Raw genomic sequence first — 22,561 nt, 5'->3', positions numbered from 1 at the left:
CACGCACCCGAGTAGAACCAGGACTGCAGGCTACCGAGCTCGGCCCCCTGCCGGACATGGCCACCGACAAGCCCCCGCACCAGGACGCCTACCCACCTTCATCCGCTGCAACCGAGGACGCCACTGAGCGTTACCTTGATCGCCTAGCCCAGCTAGGTATCCCTGCCCCTATGGATTGGCGGAATCCCCAGCAGAAGCCAGCCACCCATGCAGACGTTGCCAGGATGTATGACGTGGATCCTTCCTTCGTCGACCTCTTGCCCTGGGTGGATTACCTCCCCAATGAGAAGGTAATGCTCCTCGAGGACGGAGTCTCTAGAGCAGCATTCTTCGAAATCACGCCGATCGGCACAGAAGGTCGAGATCCAGAATGGTTGCGCAAGGTGCGCGATGCGCTGGAGAACGCCCTGCAGGACTCGTTCGATGAAATGGAAACCTCACCCTGGGTGATGCAGCTGTATGCCCAGGACGAGATCCGGTGGGATGAGTACCTGCAGCAACTACACAACTACGTGCAGCCACGTGCCCAAGGCACCGCATTCAGCGAGCTCTACCTGCAGCTGTTCAAACAGCACCTGGAGGCGATTTCCAAGCCAGGGGGCCTCTTCGACGATACCAAGGTGAGCCATCTGCCCTGGCGCGGACAGCAGCGGAAGGTTCGCCTAGTGGTTTATCGCCGTGTCAGGAAGGCCGACAACGAGGTACGCGGCCAAGAGCCCGGTTCTTACTTGAAAGTGATCTGTGATCGCCTACTGGGCGGCATGGCCAACGCCGGCATCAAGGCTAAGCGCATGGATGGCCACGCCATTCGCCACTGGCTGGTCCGTTGGTTCAACCCACACCCGGACCACATTGGACCAACTGATGCCGATATCCGTCGTTTCTACGAGACGGTTTGCCAGCCTGTTACTGAGCTTCCAGAAGGCGAGTTGCCGCTGGCGAGCGGTACCGACTTCTCGCAGAACCTCTGCTACAGAGAGCCGGTTTCCAATACCGAAAAAGGACTGTGGTACTTCGACGGCATGCCGCACCGCGTCGTCATGCTCGATCGCCTGCGCGAAGCCCCCAAGACCGGCCACCTGACGGGTGAAACGCGCAAGGGTGGCGATGCGCTCAATGCTCTGTTCGATCAGTTGCCGGAAGACACGATTCTCTGCATCACCCTGGTGATCACCCCCCAGGACACCCTCGAAGGCCATCTGGAGCAGTTGTCCAAGAAAGCCGTCGGCGACACTCAAGCCTCCACCCTCACCCGTGAAGACGTCGCCACGGCCAGGCAGTTGTTAGGCCGCAAGCATAAGCTCTATCGCGGCAGTGTCGCGTTTTACCTGCGCGGCAAGGATCACGCTCAACTGCAGGAGCGGAGCCTGCAGTTGAGCAACGCCCTGCTCGGCGCCGGCATGTCGCCGGTTGAACCGCAGAACGAGGTAGCCCCGCTCAACAGCTATCTGCGCTGGCTGCCGGGCAACTTCGACCCGAATCAACGCCGTGCGATGGACTGGTACGTCCAACTCATGTTCGCCCAGCACATCGCGAACCTCGCACCTGTCTGGGGCCGCTCAACCGGTACCGGCCACCCAGGCATCACTGTGTTTAACCGCGGCGGAGCCCCACTGACCTTCGACCCACTGAACCGGCTCGATCGCCAGATGAACGCACATATGTTCATCTTCGGCCCCACCGGGTCGGGTAAATCGGCCACCGCGACCAACATCCTCTCTCAGGTGCTGGCCATCTATCGTCCGCGCCTGTTTATCGTGGAGGCCGGCAACTCGTTCGGCCTGCTCGGCGAGTTTGCGAAGCAACTGGGCCTGACCGTGAACCGTGTTCGCCTGGCCCCAGGCTCTGGCGTGAGTCTGGCGCCATTCGCTGACGCAGTGAAACTGGTAGAAGCCCCAGAGAAGGTGAAGGTGCTACGCGCTGATGACCTCGAGGCCTCCGACGAACACCTGGCCAGCCAAACCGAAGATGAACAGCGTGACATTCTGGGTGAAATGGAGATCACCGCTCGCCTGATGATCACAGGTGGCGAGGACAAAGAGGACCAGCGCCTTACCCGGGCAGACCGAAGCGCGATCCGCCAGTTCATCCTGGACGCAGCCAAGAAATGTGCCGCGGAAGAGCGCATCGTGCTGCCCGAGGATCTGCGGAACACGATCCGCGACGCGGGCATGGATGCAAGCTACCCGGAAACCCGCCGCAATCGCTTCCTGGAGATGGCGGAAGCCATGTCCATGTTCTGCATGGGTACTGAAGGCGAGATGTTCAACCGACCCGGTACTCCGTGGCCCGAGGCGGACATCACCATTGTCGACTTGGCCACCTATGCGCGCGAAGGCTACAGCGCCCAGATGGCCATCTCGTACATCTCCCTGCTCAACAGCGTTAACAACATCGCGGAGCGCGATCAATTCAAGGGGCGGCCACTGATCATGTTCACTGATGAAGGGCACATCCCACTCAAGGTACCGCTGCTGTCCCCGTACTCAGTGAAGATCACGAAAATGTGGCGGAAGTTGGGCGCCTGGTACTGGATGGCAACCCAGAACGTCGACGACGTGCCGCCTGAGGCCTCGGCGCTCTTGAACATGATCGAATGGTGGATCTGCCTGAACATGCCGCCAGACGAGGTCGAGAAGATCGCCCGCTTCCGTGAGCTCACGCCGGCACAGAAGTCGATGATGCTCTCGGCCCGAAAGGAGAACGGCAAGTTCACCGAAGGTGTGGTGCTCTCCAAGAGCATGGAGATGCTTTTCCGCGCTGTCCCGCCAAGCCTCTACCTAGCCTTGGCTATGACCGAGCCTGACGAGAAGAAACAGCGCTACGACGTTATGCAAGCACGGGGCTGCGACGAGTTGGAGGCAGCCTTAGAGGTCGCAGCTGAGCTGGACCGTAAACGTGGCATCACTCCTCACCAAATCACTTTTCCCACATCACCGGCGACCGTGGAGCGCCAGGCATGAGAGCACTAAATAACCTGACCCAGAATCTGATTGAAAGCCTGACCCAGCTCCTGCAGAAACCCGGGGAGGATGCTTTGCAGGCCCTTGAGGTCTGTGCCCCTGTACTGATCGAGCAGTTGCAACTGATCCAGGTGCGAGCAGTTGATCGCAGGGACATCGACGCTCAGCTGCAACAGGCACTTGGTGATTGGCTCCGACAGCACCCTCAGCCGGAGGCCGCGCAGAAGGACTTGTTGGACAACTTACGCAAACAGGCCCTGATCTCGCCCTCCAGCAGCAGGGCACAGGTATGAAGCTCCCTGCTCAAGTGCTGCCCATAGGGCTTGTACTGGCCATGGCCACCCTCGTCATGCTGGAAGGTCAGACCAGGCATCACGACGGCCCCTGGCTGTACGGGGCTCACGAAGCCCGCTGGACAATCACCGAGTTTGCGGATCTAGAGTGCCCGTACTGCAAATCCTATACACCCGAGCTGAAGCAATGGGTAAGCACGCAGAAGAACGTAGCCTTGCAGTGGCATCACCTGCCGCTGCCATTCCATGGCACAGCAGCTATCCACGAGGCACGCCTGGTGGAATGCGCTGGAAAGCTCAGGGGAGGCACCGCCTTTTGGCAGGCAATAGATCAAGTCCTCGAGCGCACCCTCAGCAACGGCCAGGGCTTTACCGCACCTCTCGACCTGGAAAATATCTCGCATGAGGATCTAGAGCGGTGTGCAAGCGAAGATGTCGGGGTGGCCCTACGCATTGACCAACAAGTGGAGGAGGCCAAACGCTTGGGCTTCAGCGGAACCCCCAGCTTGCTCATCGTAGACAACCTCACCGGGCACTCCATCAAGCTCGAAGGGCCTGTTGATGGGGCGACGCTGCTCTCCTCGATCGATTGGCTAGCACAACCCCCATACCCGACGTCGACAGAAAATCCATAAGGAGCTTTACATGGCTGACTCCAAGAGCAATGCCGCACATCTGGCTAACCGTGCCCAGGCCATCCCATCCAGTCCCCACGAACATGCGTGCCCGCACTGCGAAGAGGAGTTGCTATTTGCAATGAGGGACAAGTACCACGATTTTTCACTAGGCCTCAGTGTCGTATTGCAGTGTCTCCTGGTGGCGGAACAGAATGGCTACGTCCCCAAGCTGCCGGACGAATGGTGGACACAATTACGGCTTCGCTACGAACACGCATTCAGGACCTAACGATAGTGGATGTATACAAAGTCAGGGTTGATGACACCTCCGCCACCAAGATCACCGCTGCAAACTTTGAACGCGATACGCTAAAGCGCCCTCCCTACTACCAGGCAGGAACGGCGGGGGGCGAGCCGTCCCATTTTGCAGTCTGCCCTGCTTGCGATAACCCTATCCAAATAATCGGTCTCTATAAAAAGCTCGCGCACACACCCAATCCTTATGGCCGACATCACTCCCGCAGCGTAGCGAACCTTGCAGAGTATGATCAGGACTCCTATGACTTCTGCCCTTACTCCAATCCAGACCGAGAACCAGACCGTACAGCACGGCGTACCCGTGCAGAGGGGCTGCCTGAAAAGATCTTGAGTCTACTCATAGAGAACTTCGACTCGGTCATCTACATGATCGAGCAATCGATCGGCATTAAGATCGGTGATGCGCTCGCCAAGCGCATGCTTTTGAGCTATCGCGATGAACAAGGACACATGTACAAAGCGGCCACACTGCTGAATATCCCGTGGATATTCGCCTATATGGCCAATGCAAAATCAATAGCTAGGCAAAGGGTATTCAACAACCCAGAGCTACTGATTAATTTGAGCAGCGCTCTTCCAAATGCCGCCATTGATCAAGAAGGGAAACAGGAGGGCGTCCTCAAGCCCGCCAATGATAAGGACTATCTGGATGTGAACGTCAGTTTCATCCACCACCGTATTGTGCAAACCGGAAGCACAATCAATGAAACGATGAAAATGATTGTTTTCACGCATCGCGGTAAGCAAGTAATCACCATTCACGAGCAACTCATCCCGTTTGCAACAGATCACTTCCTTGCTCTGATTAATGTTCCTCTGGAGAGGGCATATCGTCCTCGCCAAGGGACACTGGTTCCTCTAGCAAGGCAAATACTGCAGCCGTGAATAGGCCATAGATCTACAGCCCACTAGTGCCATATCGAATTCGGGAGAAATAAGCATGCCGCAACCTGCAGCCATAAATGAACGCTGGACTGCTGCTCGCGAGGCGGCATCCAAGATGCTCGCATTCGACATCACAACATATCAGGGGGCGCGCGAGTTGCTGATCACCGCACTCTCGCTGCATGCTGTTTTTGGGCTTGGCCAACGCGAAAGCTGCCAGCAATACGCCACCCGATTATCTGACAAGCTGAACCGTTACTCTGTAGGGCAGGCATTACCGGCCTTCTATGAAGAGCTGACTCAGATCCTACGATCAGTCACCACAGATCACATCACATTCCACACCCATGGCGTTCCGCATGAGGAGGCTGCCTGCTTGATGGTATCCGCCATAGAGGCAAGGCCTCGAGCAACACGGGAAGGGGCGAAATTGCTTGAACTCTTCGAGACCCTGCAACCGAGGCCCCCATGTGATGTGCTGTGATGTGCCGCCTCACTGAGCTTGTCTTCGGTTGCTGAGAAAAATCCATCCCCTACCTGATACCTATTTCCTACTGCAGCAGAGGTCCGCTTCCGGTTTGCTGTACCTGCCCAGACTACAGGTACAGCATCCATGCCTACTCTCCTGCACTTTCGGTTGCTACCGCACCTGGTAGCAGCATCCACCCTAGCAGTCTCTATCGTCGCCCAAGCTGAAACGTGGGTTGTTACCGACCGCAACCATCCCATCCAGTCGCCGGCCGGCGTCCGTCTCATACTACTAGGCGAGAAAGATCGCCTCGAAGAGCGCCTCACCCGGGCACTCCCCGCCAATCCCCAGCTAGCAGCAGCTGCTTTCCCGCAGTTCATGTCCAGCCAAGAGGGACGAAGCCTGATCGCTGAGTTGGCCAAGGCTCAACAGGATGCCGCCGATGCTTGGAGCACAGGGGTTGAGAAAATCCCTGCTGTAGTCGTCGACCGCACGTACGTGGTGTACGGCGTCTCCGACGTTGTAGCGGCCGAGGCCATGATCAGCCAGGCCAGGAGTACCCAACAATGAATCGGCGCCCTCCCCTTCGCAGACTTTCAATGGCATTGATGTTCGGTACTGCCGTCTCCGCCTCGGCCGCCATCAACACGGCCGCAATCGTCTCCTCAACCGTCTCAGCAGACTGCCTTGAATATCGGGTCGTCGGTATCTGTTTCTGGCTCCGCTGCACCAGCTTCGGATGCGATATCGAGACCTCAACCAAAGTTCGCCACTACGTCCCAGATGCCGTGGTTTCCAGCTATGCCAACACCGGGATGAATCCCTGGACTGATGTTGCGGATTACGGATCACCAACAGTTACCGCACAGGCCGGGAACGACGGCACCACCAATCATGTTGCCGAGAACAACATGACAAAGTTCAAGGAGGCGGACGTCATCGGCCACCCCGGAGGCGCGGCATTCAGCAAATTCGCCAGCAGCTCTGGGTACATCTGCAATGGAGCGACAACCGCCTATGTTCCTTACCTGCTGAGCACACTCGACACAATCGCCTGGCGGTATGGAATCCCTGAGTCCGTCTACCCCGAAGCCTTGACACCAGGTAAACGCGAGGTCGGGAGCTTCGGTGACCAGTGGGGCAACATCTACCCTCGCAGCGGCTTCCTGGATCAGGCAGACGATTACAAGATGGCAGCAGTGGTAGCCCAGCGAGCAGGGGACATCACAACCAGAGACGGGCAGGTACACGTCTACTGGCCAATGCTCGCCGACGAGGACGATGGGTACTGGCCTGCCGGCGAGCTCCTTGAAGGTGATGCCAGCACCGGCAAGTGGCAAGAGCTAACCCCAACGCTCAGCCAAACCTGCGCCGTGTTCCCCAACACCAACCAGCTTACCCAAGCCATCGATGGGGGCTATGCCTGGGCCCTATGGCGCCCCTACTCCTGCTGCGAGCGCAAAGGCCAAACCTTCCTCGGCAGCGTGGACTTCCAATGATTCCAAGCGACTGGAGCACAACATGAAAACCATCATTTGGGCATTCGGACTGGCCCTAGGCCTGAGCAGCACGATGACTATGGCAGCCGACCCTATCAAGGTTGAGTCAGCGGGTAGCGTCATCGGCGATGACGTGCTGTACAGCATTGGGGGTGGCAGCGCCGTCACAATGGGTAGCGCCGGCAACATGGACAGCATCACCGTGGGAGGTGGCTGGCAGAACAACCTGATCTGCGGGAACCTCAACATGAGCAACACCCTAGAGAACCAGCTCAACGGGGCAACCCAAGGCTTTCAGCAGATCATGAGTTCCGTCGTCCAGAATGCCACCAGCGCAGTGGCATCACTGCCGGCCCTGATCCTGCAGCGGGCCAACCCGGCGCTCTACAACCTGATCACCAACGGGATCCTGCAGGCGCGTCTCGACTTCGACCGGTCGAAAGGCACCTGCAGGGCGATGGCCGACAAGATGGCAGATCTCGCGGGCGAGCAGATGGGCTGGAGCAAGCTGGCGGAGGGCCAGGCCATGGGCAAGACCCTCAACACCAACACGGATGCTGTTTCTGCACTCGACCAGGTCGAAAAGACCGGTGGCAATGAGGGCGTCACCTGGGTCGGTGGCGAGCATGCAGGCGGCTCTAGCCAGGCACCCATCCGGGTCGTCAGCGACGTGACCAAAGCAGGCTACAACCTGTTGACCAGCCGCGCAGTAGATGACTCCTCGAGCATCAGTGAAGAGAGCTGCAACAACGGCATGGTCTGCAACACCTGGTCCTCGCCTGAGGAGGCGACGAAATTCGCAACTCGCGTGCTGGGTGAGCAGCAGCTGCAAACCTGTGAAGGCTGCCCGACAACGGTAACCGCTGCCGGCGTTGGCCTGTCACCACTAATCCAAGAGACCTACGACACCAAGCTCGAGGCGCTGCAGGATCTGCTCAGCGGCGACAAGACCATGACAGCGGAGAACCTGGCGGCAGCCAGCAGCAACTCATTGCCCATTACCCGGGGGGTGATTGCTGCGCTTCGAGATGAGCGGGATCAGAGCATCCTCGCTCAGCGCCTGGCTTCGGAGGTTGCCTTCTCCGACGTGCTTGAGAAAGCACTGCTCCTGCAGAGAACCCTGCTCGCCGGCAGCAAGGAGCCGAACGTTGCCTCCAACGGCCTGGCCATCCAGGCAGTGAACCAGCAAAGCGCAGGCCTGCAGCAGGAGATCGGCAACCTCAAGATCGAGCTGGAGCTCCGCCAGCAACTGGCAAACAACTCCCCCATGGCCATCATCGATCGCGCAAAGGCGCGGGCTGACGGTTCCCGCGGGGTTTACCAGGGCGATGCCGAAGGGGACCGCCTCCACCAGTTGAACAACCCTGCTAAGCAGCAGTAGCGAGGAGCAAATGAACGAGCTTTCTGCAGGGCGAGGCCCTGATTCTGAAACAACTATTTCACCAAGAGTGGCCGACGGCTATGTGCTGTGCCAGGACTGTGGCCATGTTGATCTGTTCACCCTGGATCGGCATCAAAATCGCGAAGCTTGCGCAAAATGTGGCGGACCATTCTGTGGGTGCAATGGCTGTAACCGGTTCGCAGCCATTGCAGTGAAGCGTGGTTGGACTATGGATGCCGCTGGAGGGGTTCGCCAGCTCAAGGCTGATCAAACTGGGGAGGCCCCCCAATGAGTGCTGCGCTTGCTCAGACAAAATCCTTGCGCCTGGCGAAATGGCTGCTGCTCGGTGTATTCATCCTCGCGATAGTAAGTGCCATCGTGCTCCTGCTGGGCATCGCAGCGATGCGGATCTTCGGGAGCGTGCAGCTCTGGGAGGCCTGGAGACTGGAGCACTACTGGCACCTGCTGCTCTGGCGGATACTGCTTTACTCCATACTGGTGGGCTTCTGGCTCAAGGTCAGGCCGCACGTGCTCAGCCGACCGACTAGCACGCCCAAGCGGATGATCAAGATCGAGGTCTTGGCCGGTCTACTGATCACTCTGCTCGAGATCAGCAAAGCTGCTGTCCAGATGGGGTGGTTGTCATGACTCTGATGACCAATGACTACCTGGAGTATTACCTCACCCTGGTCGGCTGGCTGATCAACAACGGGATCTGGAACATGATCTCGGATACCGGCATATATGCCGTGCCGTTCTGCGTCATCATCGTCAAGGAGTGGCTGAAGGTGCGCGGCGAAGGCGCCGATGAAGGCAACAAGGGCGTGCTCTCCCTGGCCCGCATCGAGACAAGCATCTACGTGGGCTACGTGGTTGTCGCTCTCGCCGGCATCCCTGCCGTCAATGTCAGCTTCGGGACGCTCCAGTTCGACCAATCCAGAGCAGAACAATGCCAATACAAGCTCCCCTCCCCCTCAGAGACTGGCTGGGAAACCTCATTCAGCTCTCTGAACGGTAAGAGCGCCCAGGTACCTATCTGGTGGGCGTTCATGCATAGCCTTTCCAAGGGGTTCACCAGTGGTGCTGTTGCAGCCATTCCCTGCGGTCTTGATCTGAGACAGATGCGCATGGAAGTGAACAATACAAAGGTCAAAAACCCTCTACTGGCTCAAGAGGTTGGTGACTTCGCCCACTATTGCTACGGACCGTCCCGCGCCAGGTTCTTCATGCGGCAACCGGATCTGGGCTCCGCAGCTGATGCCCCTGAAACGCTCCACGACCTTAGCTGGATTGGCTCGAAGTATTTCCTCAATACACCAGGCTACTACGACACCGACTACTCCAAGACGCCAAGGACATCCTGGCCATATGACGCGATCCGGGATGCAGGGCTACCGGAGGTAACAGGAGGCGGCGGTTATCCGAACTGCAAGCAATGGTGGTCGGACAGTGGCATCGGACTGCGCGACAGGCTCCTCGCCCAGGTTGACCCTGACCTGATGACCAACATGCTGAAATGGGCTAATTGGCTGAGCTCCGACGAGGTCGAAGAGTCGGTCATTCGCCAGGTTGCGGCACCTCGGCAACAGATGGGTGGAGCCGTCTACAGCGACTACGGCGGCCAGGTTGGCGGACAGCAGAACAGCCTGGGCAATGGGGCTTCGCGTGCCGCGGGTTACGTTGGCATCGCACTCGGCACCATCGCTTATTTTCCCGCGATGGACATGGTGCGTCAGGCTCTGCCGATGGTCATGGCCTTCCTGAAAATGGCGATGGTCATCTGCATGCCACTGGTCTTGATCGTCGGGGCGTACCAGCTCCAGGTTGCGATGACGATGACGGTGCTGTTCTTCGCCCTGATCTTCGTGGACTTCTGGTTCCAACTCGCTCGCTGGATCGACAGCACCATCCTTGATGCGCTTTATGGTTCTGGATCGCCATACCAGAACTTCAATCCGACCCTGGGACTGGATAATGCGGCGCAGGACTTGGTGCTCAATTACGTGATGGGGGCGATGTTCATCATCTTACCCATGTTCTGGGTAGGTGCTCTTGGGTGGGCAGGAATAAGTGCAGGCAGCCTGCTAGACGGATTAGCAAAAGGAACAAAGGATGTTCAAACCCAGGGAAGCAGAGGTGGTGATATTGCAATTGATGTAGCTAAAAAATCGATATAACAACGAGGGAGAACTCAAGAGGTCCTGTTCAATGCAGGTCCTCTTGAAGCCCAATGAAAAACCGTGGACCTCGGTTAATCATCATCACCATCTACGCGATAATTACCCACGTAATATCCATACCCATCGAAGCCGTTCCTAGGTGCTGGGGTTACTTCTTTAACCATGCCACTCAACGCATCAAGACCATCACGATCAGGATTCGCAACGAGATATACCATCCCGGCCAGGAACACGAACCCCAGGATGAAGGAAACCAGCCAGGAGATAGCTGGAAGCAATGCCACAAGCACGGCAGCAACAGCGGCGAGCTTCATAGTCAGGAACAGCGCTCTCCCAACAAATAGCGCAGGCTTACCGAAGCAGGAAACGCCCACAAGCGCCCTACGCTCAAGCGAAAGAACACCTGCCACAACAATACCCAGGCCATTCCCAAGGTGATACGCGAAACCTTTGCGAGTGCTGTTCATGGTCATTGCTATCTCCGTCCCGCCTCTCTAGAGGCATCTTGCTATCAAATGTAGGCCAGTATCCGCCCGCACGCAAGACACATAGCGTAATATGCCATGAAATTCCGACGAACTGGAGCAGCACGATGGGCACCCGAAACGTTGTCTTCCCGGAACCACTGGAGCAGGCGATCCAAGGCCTGATAAGCACCGGCCGTTATCAGAACGCCAGTGAAGTTATCCGAGCCGGCTTGCGTCTGCTGCTGCAGGCCGAAGCCGAACAGACGGCCAGGATCGAGGCACTCAGGAATGCAACACTCGAAACGATCAAGGGACTGGAGCAAGGTCAGGTCGACCAGGTGGAGCTCCAGAACCTGCAGCAGCTCCTCGAGCAGCACCTGGCCAAGGCAAATGGCCCAAAAGGTGAAAGCCTTGAAGGGTGAAGGGAATGGTTCACAAGGGTAAAAGCCCTACCCGAAAGGGCCGCCTGCGCGGGGGAAAGGGCAGTTTCCCCCGCAATAGACCTACCTGAATATTTCAACCAGTTGCTGCTCAGTGAACCCACTGAGTAGCGAGAAGTAGCTCGCCCTAGAACCTGCGTCACTCAGCTTTCTGAAAGTTTGAGTAGACCTACTGCCAGAAACAACCACGCCATGCCGACCGCAGAGAGTCGCCAAGCAAGCACCATGCGGCGTTTTATCGTTTCCGGCAGGTTGCGCACTTCCTGCTCATCGAGCTCCCCACGTTTGATGTAGTTCTTTGGCCACAAAGCCACCGCCGCCAGGTGGCTGGTCAAGATGAAACGCGCAGGCAACGTGCTGATACCCCACAGAGCCCTTTGCCTTTTGACATATGGGCTGTTCGGAAAGGTCGCGAGAATGGTGTCGAGGTTTCGATAGGCCATAACAAGAATCATGAACACGCCAGGCAGGCCGATTATGAAAGGCGCGAGTAGGAAAGCGATACGCACGTATGGATGCCAATTATAAAAATCAATCATTTCAACACCTTGTATATTTCTTCGCCCGCTACCTCACCGGCCTTTCCGCCACCCGCCCCACCAGCAACCGAAGCGCCGCCGACCAAGACGAGGCCGCAAACAATTCCGCCTATACCACCAGAACCGAGGCCGATGGCAGCACAAATCGAACCGGCTACGGGGCCTGTTAGGGCGACAGCGAGCGATCCACCCCCGACACTCCCCACAAAACTCCCCGTCTCGGTAAAGCGGACTTTCTCGCAGGCCTGGGTATCCCCGGAACGGCATACCTCCTGCACTTTCAGGGTGGAGGCCGTGCCACCGAGGGCGATGCCGATATGACCGCCGTACTTGAGGTACTTGGCTGCCTTGGCGACTTCGTCCATGTGAGTGGCATAGCCGGGGATCTGGCCGGGTGCGCCGCCTTTGCTCCAATGGTGTACCAGGCTGCGAGTCGAAATACCGAGGTCACGGCGCAGCGTTGGGTAGCTGCCCAGCCCCAACTGTTTGCCGAGGAAGGTCGCCTTCAACTGGCTGTCGAGCTGGCGGTACAACTGTTGGCGAGAGGCGAAGAATTGCTGGCTGCGCAGGTGGCCATGGGCGGCGAATTCCCGCTGATGCAGATATTCGAGGTCACGCAGCGTTGCTTCGATCTGCTTCAGACCTTTGCCCAGCATGTCGGTGCCCATGCCCATCGATTGGCTGGCACCATCGACCATCAGGGCGATTTCAGCCTGATGCTCGACCATGAAATTGGCCTCGTCCTCGCTCAATGGAGTCAGGGCCGCATGAACCTTGGCGGCAGCGGCCATCAGGTCGGCTTCTTCGCGCAAACAGGCGGTGGGGTTGAGCAGGTTGCCCAACACGAACATTTCCCCAGCCTTGAAGCCCTGATCGAAGGTTGGATTGAGTGACCTGATGCGACTGACCAGGTCTTTATGAGGCTTATCGGCGAACAACCTGGCGAGCACCTGTTCGCCTGTCATGCTGCGTGGCACCACGTAGAACCCAGGCGGTAATGGCTCGGGAAGCTTGAGCATGTCCGCTGGAGGCCAGTCCGTCAGCTCGGGCTTGGCTTCGGCTTTCTGTTCCCAGGCGGCGAAGGAGGCGCCGCCGTTACCGGTTTTCGGCTTGGGTAGTTCTGCCTGAGGGCTCCAACCACGATCCGCCCCCCAACTGAGGTCGCGGTTGCCAGAGTTTTCGGCTTGCCAGCCCGTGTCGGCATCCCAGCCTTGATCGAATGGGTAGGCCGGGTCTTTGAGGTTGTCCATTGCCATGAATATCTCCCTGTAATGTTGAATCAAACAGGCGTGTAGTGTTCGAACAATGCGCCAGAATAGCCCTGACAGCATACAGCCTTGCTCATGTCGTCAAATGTGACGCAGTCCCTGGTCACGTCGAATGCAAATGATGGTCACACCCGATGCAATTTCGCACCCTACCTCAGCAACCCCTTCGCCGGTGACCTGCGCCTCTTCAGGTACCCTGCGGCGGGGCCGAAGCAACCCTTCGGCGCTCGAATCCAACCTCGGCAATCAGCCTGGAGATATTGTCCGAACGCTCCTGCAGGATCTTTGTCGAGATCATCATCTCCATCTGGTTCAGAACGCTAGGATCCGGATCGTTGGTCTTGGCATACTTCCAGAAGACCAAATAGGGAGTCCCGGTACCAGTACCAGCGGTGCCATCGAGCGCAAAGGTTCCGTGAGCCAGCAGGTTGCGAATCCAGAGCATGCGTTTGACCTGGAACAGCTCCGCTCCGAGCTCTTTCTCTAGCTCACTGCCGACCAACTGCTGCACCAGGTCTTCCAGTCGCCCCTTCAGAGGCTTGCTGATCCAGGAATTGCTGCACTCCCCGCCACAGAGTTGGCGCCTAATGGCATGAGTCATACCCTCAATCTCCCCCATGGCCACGACGAAAGCTCCAATACAGTCTTTCCACTGCTCCCGACTCAGGGGACTGCCAAATTGCTGCTGCGCCGACATAGTGCCTCCATCCGTTTGCGGGCCTCATGGTGGCATTCTGCCCGAGAAATGCATGAGCTACCCAGTTACGATTTAACCTTGTTGGCAAAACGCCATTAGCGGAAAAGCCCGGCCATGACCCGTTCATGGAGCGCCACATGCTTTCTCGTCTTTGGCCCAGCAAACGAACCCAGACCGACGCCACGTCGTCACATCCAGATGGGTTCATCACCCCACTTCGCAGCCAGCAGTTGCTGGATACTCCCCGGCGACAGCAGTTGCTGGAGAACATCTGGCAGAGGGCATCATTGTCCCGGCAGCAGTTCACCGAACTGTACCGACATCCACTGGAACGCTTTGCTGAACTGGTCCAGCAGTTCCCTGCCTCGGAAAACCACCACCACGCGCATCTCGGGGGAATGCTGGATCACGGCCTCGAAATCGTTGCCTATGCATTGAAGATTCGGCAGACCTTTCTACTCCCGATCGGTGCAGCTCCGGAGTCCCAGTCCGCCCAAGCCGAAGCATGGTCAGCGGCGGCAGCTTATGGGGCACTGATCCACGACTTAGGCAAGATTGCCGTCGACCTGCAGGTAGAGCTGCAAGGTGGGAAGGTGTGGCACCCCTGGCATGGACATATCACCCGCCCCTATCGCTTTCGCTATGTGAAGGGGCGCGACTACCAGCTCCATGGAGCTGCCTCAGCATTGATCTACTCCCAGATCCTGACACCAGACATTCTCGACTGGCTCAGTGGCTTCCCCGAGTTGTGGAAACCTCTGATCTTCGTGCTGGCCGGCCAGTACGAGCACGCCGGCATTCTCGGCGAGATTGTTGTGAGAGCCGACCAGGCCTCCGTTGCCCAGGAGCTTGGAGGCAATCCAGCACGCGCTCTGGCAGCACCCAAACAGTCGCTGCAGCGTCAACTGGCTGAAGGCCTGCGCTTCCTGGTGCGCGAGAAGTACAAGTTGAATCATCCGGATGGACCAGCTGATGGATGGCTGGCACAGGACGCCCTTTGGCTGGTGAGCAAGCCAACAGCGGACTCGCTAAGGGCCTACTTGATGTCCCAGGGCATCGAGGGCGTACCCAGCTCGAATGCGCCGTTCTTCAACATGATGCAGGATCAGGGCGTGATTCAGACAAACGCTCAGGACAAAGCCATCTGGAAGGCAACCATCGATACGGGCCGCGGCTGGCGCAATACTTTTACCCTTCTGAAACTCTCCCCGGCCCTGATCTGGCCTGACCCGAACGATCGTCCAGATATCTACACCGGGTCAGTATCAATCGAGGAAGGAGCAACCACAAACGATGATGCAACTGCAGAGCCCATCCTAGCTTCTGCACCGACAGCTGAAACATCGAGCTTCGAGCATCAACCCTCTTCCGGATCGAGTTTCATAGAGCAGACACCTGAAGCGTCAAAGGATCGTCCAGAGGAGATAGACGATTTACTGGCGCTATTTGGTAACATCACAATGACATCAGAAGAGCTAGCCACTAGCCAAACAACCGTAGCTGACGAAACCACTGCCGAGCAGCCATTTGAACATTGCGAGACCAAGACTGAGTCTCGCTCCGAAGAAAGCACAGCGATGCCTAGTAGTAATCAAGATCTTGGACTGGGATTCGTCGAGTGGCTAAAACTGGGCATCGACTCCCGCCGCATCATCATCAACGACACAAAAGCCCTCATTCATACTGTTTCTGGCACAGCGATGCTGGTTACACCGGTGATCTTTAAGCGCTACGTGCAAGAACACCCATCCCTGGAGCAGTTGGCCAAGGCCCAAGAGATCAGCGCCTGGCAATTGGTTCAGCGGAGCTTCGAAAAGCTGAAACTGCACCGCAAGACCAAGAAGAAGCTCAACATCTGGACCTTCGATGTTGTTGGCCCTCGCAAGTCGAAGCAGCTCCGCGGCTACCTGCTCGAGGATCCCAAAACCATCTTCAATGAAACGCCGTTCGACAATCCGAGCCTGCGGCTGAAGGCCGAGGATTCGGAGGTCGAGCAATGACGCCCCTCGCCCTCGCTGAAGACTATATCTTCGCGCACGATCTTCGCTCCGCGAGCGCGAAGATCTACCTGGCCGCAACGAAGGCCTTGATAAAGAACTTCGGCCCAGTGATCGAAGCCACCGAGATTGATCACCGAAGCATCTTGGCCTGGCGCAAAAAAGTCCTGGAGAACGGACTGTCAAAGCGCAGCTGGAACACCTACTCAAATCATTTGCGGACTATCTGGGGCTACGGCATCGAGCACGGCATCCTGACAGGCGTAACGGCCAATCCGTTCAAGAAAACGACAGTTATCCCTCCCAAACGCGCGAGCAAAACTGTTGCAGGAGACGCAATCCAGAAAGCGCGGCGCTGGCTTGAGTCGCTGGCCGACTCCGAGCGCTACACGGGAGAAAGAAGCCGAATCACTCCAGCCTGGTTCTGGCTGGCGACCTTCGAGATGTTCTACTACACCGGCATACGGCTGAATGCCCTGCTCTGTCTACGCCTGCAGGACATTGACTGGGACAGGCAACTCATCCTGGTTCGCGGTGATACAGAGAAAACTCATCGCGAATTCTACGTGCCCATCATGGACGGCCTCGCCCCTCACATCCTACGCATGCTGACTGAGGCAAAGCACGCCGGTTTCTCTCCTGGAGATCAGCTATTCAACGTCAATCGCTTCTCACGGCACTACAAACGCCAGGAGATGAACATTGACCAAATCGAAGCGATGTATCGCAAGCTCACCGAGAAACTCGGCGTGCGCATGACACCACACAGGTTCCGACACACTTTGGCCACGGATCTAATGAGGCAGCCAGAGCGGAATATCCACCTGACGAAGAGCCTGCTGAACCATTCCAATATCGCAACGACGATGGGGTACATCGAAGCGGACTACGACCACATGCGCTCAGTGCTTCATGAGCGAAGCCTGGCACAAGGCGCAGTCCAGCGCGTCCGTCGAGTCGACTACAGCGGAGCTCCGTCCAGTTCGGCGGCGCCCCATCATGAAGAACAACGTCAGCCCCCCGAAAAGCTGCTCATCGAGAACGCTCAGGGAATTGCCTGCCAGACGCCTGAAACCAGAATCGTGCCCGCCGGCAGCGAACATCCTGGGCACCTGAGCATCATCGACAGCAGCACCCCGACTCCGCCCCCAGAACACCTGTTCGAACCCACAATGCTGTTCTCGTTGCTCGCCAGCCAAATCAGACCTGCGGCACTCGGGGGTAAAGGCGGTATGCACGCAGACGCTTTCGCTGCCCGCGCATCCCCTTGATCAAGATGCAGGCATTCTCAGAGGACGGGGGATTTGGCGCCTACAAAATGGCGCTGAGCCTCTAGCCAAGCGCTTCCCAGAGGAAAAACTCGCTAAGACTCCTTGCGGTGAAAGACCGCGCCGGGAGGGATTTCGCACGCCAATCAAGCGCTTGGCGGGGCCTAGTAACGAAAAAGCCCACCTAAAGAGGTGGGCTATTCCATATTGACATCATCACGGGTCGAAACTAATGTTCGCCCCAGACGGCTGCACGTCCAGCAAGTTGGCGCTGCTACACACCTTGCCTAGTTCCGCACATCCGCCATCAAGTGGTGGGTCGTGTAGGATTCGAACCTACGACCAATTGGTTAAAAGCCAACTGCTCTACCGACTGAGCTAACGACCCAAAAATGGTCGGGGTAGGGGGATTCGAACTCCCGACATCTTGCTCCCAAAGCAAGCGCGCTACCGGACTGCGCTATACCCCGATTGGAAGTTGGCTCCGCGACCTGGACTCGAACCAGGGACCCAATGATTAACAGTCATTTGCTCTACCGACTGAGCTATCGCGGAACTTAGATCTTCCATCTCATCTGCGTTAGGCTTTTGCTTTACCGCTTCAGAGGCGCGCCATTTTACGCAGCAAAATCTTACTGTCAACCCCCATAAACTGCTTTTACGACAATGCCTTGCGCACGAAGCATGAACTACTATATCTGACAGTGCCCTGCGGCCATCGCACGACGCCTTGGCCGCACGTTTTCAGGACAGTCCATGAGCAACCAGGACAAACCGTCGCCGCCACCCAAGGTGACCAACCTCGCCAGCCGAGGCATTCAGCCGCGCTTCGGCGAGCTGGTGCAAAGCTGCCGCAAGCTGGTGATGAATCGCCTGGCCGAACACCTGGGCGGCGTCTTCGGCCAGGTCGACGACACCTTGTTCGAATGCGCGGAAAAAGCCGAGAACAACAAGGTTCAAACACTGTTCTTCGACAGCATGCGCGAGATCAGACGCCTGCGCCCGCAGATAGAACGCAGCTACCACCAACGTATCGCCCTGAACTTCTCCGACTTCCTCGATGGCAAGCGGCATGATCAGCCCATGGCCAGCCTCGATGCCGAACACCTGAGCCTGGTGCAAAACGAGGATTACGAAGAAACCCTGCAAGTGACCAATATGGTTAGCCGGGTCAAGGCCCGCTCCCCTCAAGTGCTGTTCGCCCTGGAGCAACGCCTGGCCTTGCTGAACAACGGGCAGAAACTCGCCGAAGACGACAACCCCTTTGGCCCGCAGGCGATTGCCCAGGCTTTTCGCGAAGCGCTGGCCCCCTGCCCCATCGCCCTGCAGATCAAGACCATCCTTTACGTGCTCTTCGACCGCCATGTCATGCAGAGCCTGGACGACCTCTACAGCGCCCTCAATCAGCGCTTGATAGAAGGCGGCATCCTGCCCAATCTGAAATACAGCGCGCAGGTCACACCCAGCTCGGTACGCCAGCCCGACACGACAGGCGCAGTCGTGCCAACAGCAGCAGCCCCGCCAGCAGAGCCGCACGAGCCATTCACGCCGCCGCCCGATCTCAACGCACCGCCTCCCAGCGATCCACGAGCACTGCTCAGCGGCCTGAGCAGCCTACTCAGCGAGCATCGCCAGCAGCACCCGCAAGCGCCACTGCTCGGCGGCACACCGAGCATCGCCAGCTTCTCGCCGGGCGGGGCCAGCCGCACCTACAGCGCCAGCGAATTGCTCGCCGCGCTCAATCGCATGCAGCAGCAATCGGCCCAGGAATTGGCCCAGCGCCTACACAAACCGCAACCGGTGGAAGACCTCAAGGTTGCCTTGCAGGCGCAGTTAGCCTCACACAACACGCAAGAACAGCCGAGCAAGGTGTCCGCCCCGGAGGCGGATGTCATCGACCTGGTTGGCATGGTGTTCGACTTCATACTCGACGACGCCAACCTACCTGACAGTTGCAAGACCGCCCTGTCTCACCTGCATACGCCTTATCTGAAGATCGCACTGCAGGACAAAGCCCTGTTCATCCAACCGCAGCATCCGGCACGGCGCCTGCTCAACACCATGGCGCAAGCCGGGGTTATGTACGGCGACCAAAGCGATGAGCGTGACCTGCAAGTGAAGATGCACTGGGTCGTGGAGCGAGTGATACAGGGCTTCAACGGCGATCTGCGCCTGTTCGATGAGCTGATTCTCGAATTCAGCGACTATGTCGAAACCCTGCGCCACAAGGTAGAACTGCGCGAGCGCCGCGCCGTGGAGGCTGCCAAGGGCCGAGACCGGCTGCTGGCGGCCCGCGAACAGGCCATCGAGGTGATCCGGCGTAGTCTGGCGCAGCGCGACCTGCCCACCATCATCCGCAACTTTCTGGAACTGACCTGGGCAGACGTATTGGTCTTTGTCCTGCTCCGTTATGGCGAGCAGAGCGAAGAGTGGCGGCGCGCCGGTGAAGTGGCCGAGCAGTTGGCCTGGAGCGGTACGCCGCTGGACGAATCCAATCGACAGCGCCTGCAGATGCTACGCGTGCCACTGCTTAGTGAGTTGCGCAAAGGCCTGGAACTGCTCGGCGGCTACCACGAGGACGGCATCCGCCGCCTGCTGCAGGATCTGGTCGCCTGCCAGCACGCCGTGCAAGCCAAACAACCGCAGTTGGCGGCAAAGCTCAAACCAACGCTACCGCAGAGTCCTCTGGGCGCGATGCTTGGCGAAGACGCCGATCTGATTCGTCAGGCCCCGCCACGCGCCGGGCTGTCGTCGCGCGCCCAAGCCCTGGCTCAAGAGCTGGCCAAACTGGAATTCGGCACCTGGTTCGAGTTCACCAGCAACGGCCAGAGCCGCATTCTTAAACTTTCCTGGTTCAGCCCTACGACGCATAACTATATGTTCGTCGACCATCAGGGCCAGCGGGTCGCGGTCAAGCCCCTGACCCTGCTGGCCTGCGAAATGGAACAGGGCCAGGCACGCATCGTTTCGGCAGAACGTGCAATCCCACTGATGGATCGCGCCATGACCGCCATCTACCGTGTGCTGCAGCGCTTCACCGGCCACGCAGCCGACCATCGCTAAGGAGCCTTCATGCACGAGCGTCGTCAGCACCGTCGTCACGGCACCGAGCTGCAATTGGAAGTCTTCGATCTCAACACCGGGCAGCGCCTGGGACGTATTGTCGATTTGTCTGCCGATGGTTTCATGCTCTTGAGCGACATGCCGCAAGTCCCCGAAACCGTGCTGCAGTGCCGCCTGGTATGCCATGAGCGCATGCAGCAGATCGACGAGGTTCAACTCGGCGCGGACTGTTTATGGAGCCGCCCAGGTGCCGACGATCAACGCTGCTGGGCCGGCTTTCACATCATCGACCTGGCCGAGGATCAAGCCAGGGCGCTGGACAGCCTCTTGGCCAGACTGTGAAGCAAACGCTACCCCGCAAATGAAAACGGAGCCCGCAGGCTCCGTTTTTCATCCGCCGGACGCTTACTGCGCCAGCTTCTTGTAACGCACGCGGTGCGGCTGCGCGGCAGCATCGCCCAGGCGTTTCTTGCGGTCAGCTTCGAACTCGGTGTAGTTGCCCTCGAAGAAGTTGACCTTGCCATCGTCCTCGTAGGAGAGGATGTGCGTGGCGATACGGTCAAGGAACCAGCGATCGTGGGAAATCACGATGGCGGCGCCGGGGAAGTCCAGCAGCGCTTCTTCCAGCGCACGCAGGGTTTCCACGTCGAGGTCGTTGGACGGTTCGTCGAGCAACAGCACGTTGCCGCCCTGCTTCAGGGTCAGCGCCATGTGCAGACGGCCGCGCTCACCACCGGAGAGATCCTTGACGAACTTCTGCTGGTCGGCGCCCTTGAAGTTGAAGCGGCCAACGTAACCACGCGACGGCACCTCGTAGTTGCCCACCTTGATCATGTCGAAGCCGTCGGAGACCTGCTCCCACACGGTCTTGTTGCCTTCGAGCGCCTCGCGGCTCTGCTCGACGCTGGCGATCTGCACGGTTTCGCCGATCTCGATGCTGCCCGAGTCCGGTTGTTCCTTGCCAGTGATCATGCGCAGCAGGGTCGACTTACCGGCACCGTTACCACCGATCACGCCGACGATGGCGCCTTTGGGGATGCTGAAGGACAGATCGTCGATCAGCACGCGATCGCCGAAGGACTTCGACACGTTGACGAAGTCGATGACCTTGTCGCCCAGACGCGGGCCAGCCGGGATGTAGATTTCGTTGGTTTCGCTGCGTTTCTGGAATTCCTGCGACTGCATTTCCTCGAAGCGCTGCAAGCGCGCCTTGGATTTCGACTGACGCGCCTTGGCGCCCTGACGAACCCACTCCAGTTCCGCTTTCATGGCTTTGGCGTGCGACGCCTCAGCCTTGGCTTCCTGGGCCAGACGGTTGGACTTCGATTCCAGCCAGCCGGAGTAGTTGCCCTCGTACGGAATACCGTGGCCGCGGTCGAGTTCGAGAATCCAGCCGGCGACGTTGTCGAGGAAGTAACGGTCGTGGGTGATGGCCACTACGGTGCCAGGGAAATCGTGCAGGAAGCGCTCCAGCCAGGCCACCGAGTCGGCGTCCAGGTGGTTGGTTGGTTCGTCCAGCAGCAGCATGTCGGGCGCCGACAGCAGCAGGCGGCACAGCGCCACACGGCGCTTCTCACCACCAGACAGGTGCTCAATCTTGGCATCCCAGGCAGGCAGACGCAGAGCGTCGGCGGCCACATCCAGTTGGCGCTCCAGGTTGTGACCATCGGCGGCCTGCAGGATGGCTTCCAGCTTGGCCTGCTCGGCGGCCAGCGCGTCGAAGTCGGCGTCCGGTTCAGCGTAGGCGGCGTACACCTCGTCGAGGCGCGCCTGGGCCTGTTTGATCTCGCCTACAGCCTCTTCAACAATGTCACGCACAGTCTTGCTCGGGTCGAGCTGCGGCTCCTGCGGCAGGTAGCCGACCTTGATGCCGGGCATCGGACGGGCTTCGCCGTCGATCTCGGTATCGACGCCGGCCATGATACGCAGCAAGGTCGACTTACCAGCACCGTTGAGACCCAGCACGCCGATCTTGGCGCCCGGAAAGAACGACAGAGAGATGTCCTTGAGAATTTCACGCTTCGGCGGGACGACCTTGCTGACCCGATGCATGCTGTAGACGTAAGAGCCTGTTTTTCCAGATTTGTCAGTTTTAGACATGATATGTGAGCCTTTAATCCTTTATTTTTCAGTGCCTTGTGGGTAGGAAAGGCACTCAAATTCGAAAAAGAAAACGTTAGGTTATGCGATGACTATCCGGAGCCCCTGACTATACTT

General features: G+C 58.3%; 21 protein-coding genes and 3 tRNA genes. 16 read left to right on the top strand and 8 right to left on the bottom strand.

The window, feature by feature from the left end:
- Positions 1-170 precede the first annotated feature (170 nt).
- The 11 genes from AERO9A_RS02270 (at position 171) to AERO9A_RS02220 (ending at position 10,602) form a co-directional block, all read left to right on the top strand.
- Positions 171-2,963 (top strand): conjugative transfer ATPase, encoded by a 2,793-nt coding sequence (locus tag AERO9A_RS02270; protein WP_256665849.1) that lies wholly within the window; start codon positions 171-173, stop codon positions 2,961-2,963.
- The gene (locus AERO9A_RS02265; protein WP_159970290.1) at positions 2,960-3,256 is read left to right on the top strand and encodes a hypothetical protein; all 297 of its coding nucleotides are present in this window, start codon (positions 2,960-2,962) and stop codon (positions 3,254-3,256) included. The genes AERO9A_RS02270 and AERO9A_RS02265 overlap by 4 nt, the downstream gene beginning before the upstream one ends.
- Positions 3,253-3,891, top strand: coding sequence for a thioredoxin domain-containing protein (locus tag AERO9A_RS02260; RefSeq protein ID WP_159970289.1), 639 nt, complete (start codon positions 3,253-3,255; stop codon positions 3,889-3,891). The genes AERO9A_RS02265 and AERO9A_RS02260 overlap by 4 nt, the downstream gene beginning before the upstream one ends.
- Positions 3,892-3,901: 10 nt before the next feature.
- Positions 3,902-4,162 (top strand): hypothetical protein, encoded by a 261-nt coding sequence (locus AERO9A_RS02255; protein ID WP_159970288.1) that lies wholly within the window; start codon positions 3,902-3,904, stop codon positions 4,160-4,162.
- Positions 4,163-4,167: 5 nt separating this feature from the next.
- The gene (locus AERO9A_RS02250; RefSeq protein ID WP_159970287.1) at positions 4,168-5,076 is read left to right on the top strand and encodes a hypothetical protein; all 909 of its coding nucleotides are present in this window, start codon (positions 4,168-4,170) and stop codon (positions 5,074-5,076) included.
- Positions 5,077-5,131: 55 nt separating this feature from the next.
- The gene (locus AERO9A_RS02245; protein ID WP_159970286.1) at positions 5,132-5,560 is read left to right on the top strand and encodes a hypothetical protein; all 429 of its coding nucleotides are present in this window, start codon (positions 5,132-5,134) and stop codon (positions 5,558-5,560) included.
- A gap of 129 nt (positions 5,561-5,689) precedes the next feature.
- Positions 5,690-6,115, top strand: coding sequence for a TIGR03757 family integrating conjugative element protein (locus AERO9A_RS02240; RefSeq protein ID WP_159970285.1), 426 nt, complete (start codon positions 5,690-5,692; stop codon positions 6,113-6,115).
- Positions 6,112-7,044: a TIGR03756 family integrating conjugative element protein gene (locus AERO9A_RS02235; protein WP_159970284.1), complete on the top strand. Its 933-nt coding sequence runs from the start codon at positions 6,112-6,114 to the stop codon at positions 7,042-7,044. The genes AERO9A_RS02240 and AERO9A_RS02235 overlap by 4 nt, the downstream gene beginning before the upstream one ends.
- 22 nt (positions 7,045-7,066) lie before the next feature.
- A complete protein-coding gene (locus AERO9A_RS02230) occupies positions 7,067-8,425 on the top strand; it encodes an integrating conjugative element protein (protein WP_159970283.1) in 1,359 nt (452 codons plus the stop codon).
- A 288-nt stretch (positions 8,426-8,713) separates the two neighbouring features.
- Positions 8,714-9,073, top strand: coding sequence for a hypothetical protein (locus tag AERO9A_RS02225; protein WP_159970282.1), 360 nt, complete (start codon positions 8,714-8,716; stop codon positions 9,071-9,073).
- The gene (locus AERO9A_RS02220; RefSeq protein ID WP_159970281.1) at positions 9,070-10,602 is read left to right on the top strand and encodes a conjugal transfer protein TraG N-terminal domain-containing protein; all 1,533 of its coding nucleotides are present in this window, start codon (positions 9,070-9,072) and stop codon (positions 10,600-10,602) included. Before AERO9A_RS02225 ends, AERO9A_RS02220 begins: the two co-directional genes overlap by 4 nt.
- Before the next feature lie 74 nt (positions 10,603-10,676).
- On the opposite strand, the gene AERO9A_RS02215 is transcribed toward AERO9A_RS02220, so the two are convergent.
- Positions 10,677-11,078, bottom strand: coding sequence for a DUF3742 family protein (locus tag AERO9A_RS02215; RefSeq protein WP_159970280.1), 402 nt, complete (start codon positions 11,076-11,078; stop codon positions 10,677-10,679).
- 119 nt (positions 11,079-11,197) lie between these two features.
- Here AERO9A_RS02215 and AERO9A_RS02210 point away from each other — a divergent pair, with 119 nt between their 5' ends.
- Positions 11,198-11,494 carry a type II toxin-antitoxin system ParD family antitoxin gene (locus tag AERO9A_RS02210; protein ID WP_159970279.1) on the top strand — a complete coding sequence of 99 codons (297 nt, stop codon included), beginning with the start codon at positions 11,198-11,200 and terminating at the stop codon, positions 11,492-11,494.
- A 161-nt stretch (positions 11,495-11,655) separates the two neighbouring features.
- Here AERO9A_RS02210 and AERO9A_RS02205 read toward each other — a convergent pair whose 3' ends face one another.
- From AERO9A_RS02205 to AERO9A_RS02195, 3 genes are all read right to left on the bottom strand, one after another.
- Positions 11,656-12,051: a hypothetical protein gene (locus AERO9A_RS02205; protein WP_159970278.1), complete on the bottom strand. Its 396-nt coding sequence runs from the start codon at positions 12,049-12,051 to the stop codon at positions 11,656-11,658.
- Positions 12,048-13,307, bottom strand: a complete 1,260-nt coding sequence (locus AERO9A_RS02200; protein ID WP_159970277.1) for a hypothetical protein — start codon at positions 13,305-13,307, stop codon at positions 12,048-12,050. Before AERO9A_RS02200 ends, AERO9A_RS02205 begins: the two co-directional genes overlap by 4 nt.
- 199 nt (positions 13,308-13,506) lie before the next feature.
- On the bottom strand, positions 13,507-14,016 hold the full coding sequence (locus tag AERO9A_RS02195) for a hypothetical protein (RefSeq protein WP_159970276.1): 510 nt from the start codon (positions 14,014-14,016) through the stop codon (positions 13,507-13,509).
- A gap of 137 nt (positions 14,017-14,153) precedes the next feature.
- Here AERO9A_RS02195 and mobH point away from each other — a divergent pair, with 137 nt between their 5' ends.
- Together mobH and xerC are read left to right on the top strand one after the other, a co-directional pair.
- On the top strand, positions 14,154-16,016 hold the full coding sequence (gene mobH / locus AERO9A_RS02190; RefSeq protein WP_159970275.1) for a MobH family relaxase: 1,863 nt from the start codon (positions 14,154-14,156) through the stop codon (positions 16,014-16,016).
- Entirely contained in the window at positions 16,013-17,284 is a 1,272-nt protein-coding gene (xerC, locus tag AERO9A_RS02185) for a tyrosine recombinase XerC (RefSeq protein WP_159970274.1), read from the top strand. Before mobH ends, xerC begins: the two co-directional genes overlap by 4 nt.
- Positions 17,285-17,593: 309 nt before the next feature.
- On the opposite strand, the gene AERO9A_RS02180 is transcribed toward xerC, so the two are convergent.
- From AERO9A_RS02180 to AERO9A_RS02170, 3 genes are all read right to left on the bottom strand, one after another.
- A tRNA-Lys gene (locus tag AERO9A_RS02180) sits at positions 17,594-17,669 on the bottom strand.
- 5 nt (positions 17,670-17,674) lie between these two features.
- A tRNA-Pro gene (locus AERO9A_RS02175) sits at positions 17,675-17,751 on the bottom strand.
- Between the two features lie 9 nt (positions 17,752-17,760).
- Positions 17,761-17,836: transfer RNA gene (locus tag AERO9A_RS02170), tRNA-Asn, on the bottom strand.
- Positions 17,837-18,037: 201 nt separating this feature from the next.
- On the opposite strand from AERO9A_RS02170, the gene AERO9A_RS02165 reads away from it, so the two are divergent.
- Entirely contained in the window at positions 18,038-20,344 is a 2,307-nt protein-coding gene (locus tag AERO9A_RS02165) for a DUF1631 domain-containing protein (RefSeq protein WP_159970273.1), read from the top strand.
- A gap of 9 nt (positions 20,345-20,353) precedes the next feature.
- Positions 20,354-20,686: a PilZ domain-containing protein gene (locus AERO9A_RS02160; RefSeq protein WP_159970272.1), complete on the top strand. Its 333-nt coding sequence runs from the start codon at positions 20,354-20,356 to the stop codon at positions 20,684-20,686.
- 63 nt (positions 20,687-20,749) lie between these two features.
- Here AERO9A_RS02160 and ettA read toward each other — a convergent pair whose 3' ends face one another.
- Positions 20,750-22,444: an energy-dependent translational throttle protein EttA gene (gene ettA, locus AERO9A_RS02155; RefSeq protein ID WP_159970271.1), complete on the bottom strand. Its 1,695-nt coding sequence runs from the start codon at positions 22,442-22,444 to the stop codon at positions 20,750-20,752.
- Positions 22,445-22,561: the final 117 nt, after the last annotated feature.

This window comes from Pseudomonas sp. 8Z, assembly GCF_902506535.1.
GTDB lineage: Bacteria > Pseudomonadota > Gammaproteobacteria > Pseudomonadales > Pseudomonadaceae > Aquipseudomonas.
The sequence above is the reverse complement of the archived record's forward strand: the minus strand, read 5'-3'. Positions and strand labels throughout refer to the sequence as shown.

Excerpts from the sequence above, each read along its gene's own strand:
- ettA (WP_159970271.1), bottom strand. The coding sequence starts at position 22,444 with ATGTCTAAAACTGACAAATCTGGAAAAACAGGCTCTTACGTCTACAGC.
- AERO9A_RS02160 (WP_159970272.1), top strand. The coding sequence starts at position 20,354 with ATGCACGAGCGTCGTCAGCACCGTCGTCACGGCACCGAGCTGCAATTG.
- AERO9A_RS02165 (WP_159970273.1), top strand. The coding sequence starts at position 18,038 with ATGAGCAACCAGGACAAACCGTCGCCGCCACCCAAGGTGACCAACCTC.
- AERO9A_RS02265 (WP_159970290.1), top strand. The coding sequence starts at position 2,960 with ATGAGAGCACTAAATAACCTGACCCAGAATCTGATTGAAAGCCTGACC.
- AERO9A_RS02205 (WP_159970278.1), bottom strand. The coding sequence starts at position 12,051 with ATGATTGATTTTTATAATTGGCATCCATACGTGCGTATCGCTTTCCTA.
- AERO9A_RS02210 (WP_159970279.1), top strand. The coding sequence starts at position 11,198 with ATGGGCACCCGAAACGTTGTCTTCCCGGAACCACTGGAGCAGGCGATC.
- AERO9A_RS02270 (WP_256665849.1), top strand. The coding sequence starts at position 171 with ATGGATTGGCGGAATCCCCAGCAGAAGCCAGCCACCCATGCAGACGTT.
- AERO9A_RS02230 (WP_159970283.1), top strand. The coding sequence starts at position 7,067 with ATGAAAACCATCATTTGGGCATTCGGACTGGCCCTAGGCCTGAGCAGC.
- AERO9A_RS02195 (WP_159970276.1), bottom strand. The coding sequence starts at position 14,016 with ATGTCGGCGCAGCAGCAATTTGGCAGTCCCCTGAGTCGGGAGCAGTGG.
- AERO9A_RS02220 (WP_159970281.1), top strand. The coding sequence starts at position 9,070 with ATGACTCTGATGACCAATGACTACCTGGAGTATTACCTCACCCTGGTC.
- mobH (WP_159970275.1), top strand. The coding sequence starts at position 14,154 with ATGCTTTCTCGTCTTTGGCCCAGCAAACGAACCCAGACCGACGCCACG.
- AERO9A_RS02260 (WP_159970289.1), top strand. The coding sequence starts at position 3,253 with ATGAAGCTCCCTGCTCAAGTGCTGCCCATAGGGCTTGTACTGGCCATG.
- AERO9A_RS02235 (WP_159970284.1), top strand. The coding sequence starts at position 6,112 with ATGAATCGGCGCCCTCCCCTTCGCAGACTTTCAATGGCATTGATGTTC.
- AERO9A_RS02255 (WP_159970288.1), top strand. The coding sequence starts at position 3,902 with ATGGCTGACTCCAAGAGCAATGCCGCACATCTGGCTAACCGTGCCCAG.
- AERO9A_RS02215 (WP_159970280.1), bottom strand. The coding sequence starts at position 11,078 with ATGACCATGAACAGCACTCGCAAAGGTTTCGCGTATCACCTTGGGAAT.
- xerC (WP_159970274.1), top strand. The coding sequence starts at position 16,013 with ATGACGCCCCTCGCCCTCGCTGAAGACTATATCTTCGCGCACGATCTT.
- AERO9A_RS02245 (WP_159970286.1), top strand. The coding sequence starts at position 5,132 with ATGCCGCAACCTGCAGCCATAAATGAACGCTGGACTGCTGCTCGCGAG.
- AERO9A_RS02225 (WP_159970282.1), top strand. The coding sequence starts at position 8,714 with ATGAGTGCTGCGCTTGCTCAGACAAAATCCTTGCGCCTGGCGAAATGG.
- AERO9A_RS02200 (WP_159970277.1), bottom strand. The coding sequence starts at position 13,307 with ATGGCAATGGACAACCTCAAAGACCCGGCCTACCCATTCGATCAAGGC.
- AERO9A_RS02240 (WP_159970285.1), top strand. The coding sequence starts at position 5,690 with ATGCCTACTCTCCTGCACTTTCGGTTGCTACCGCACCTGGTAGCAGCA.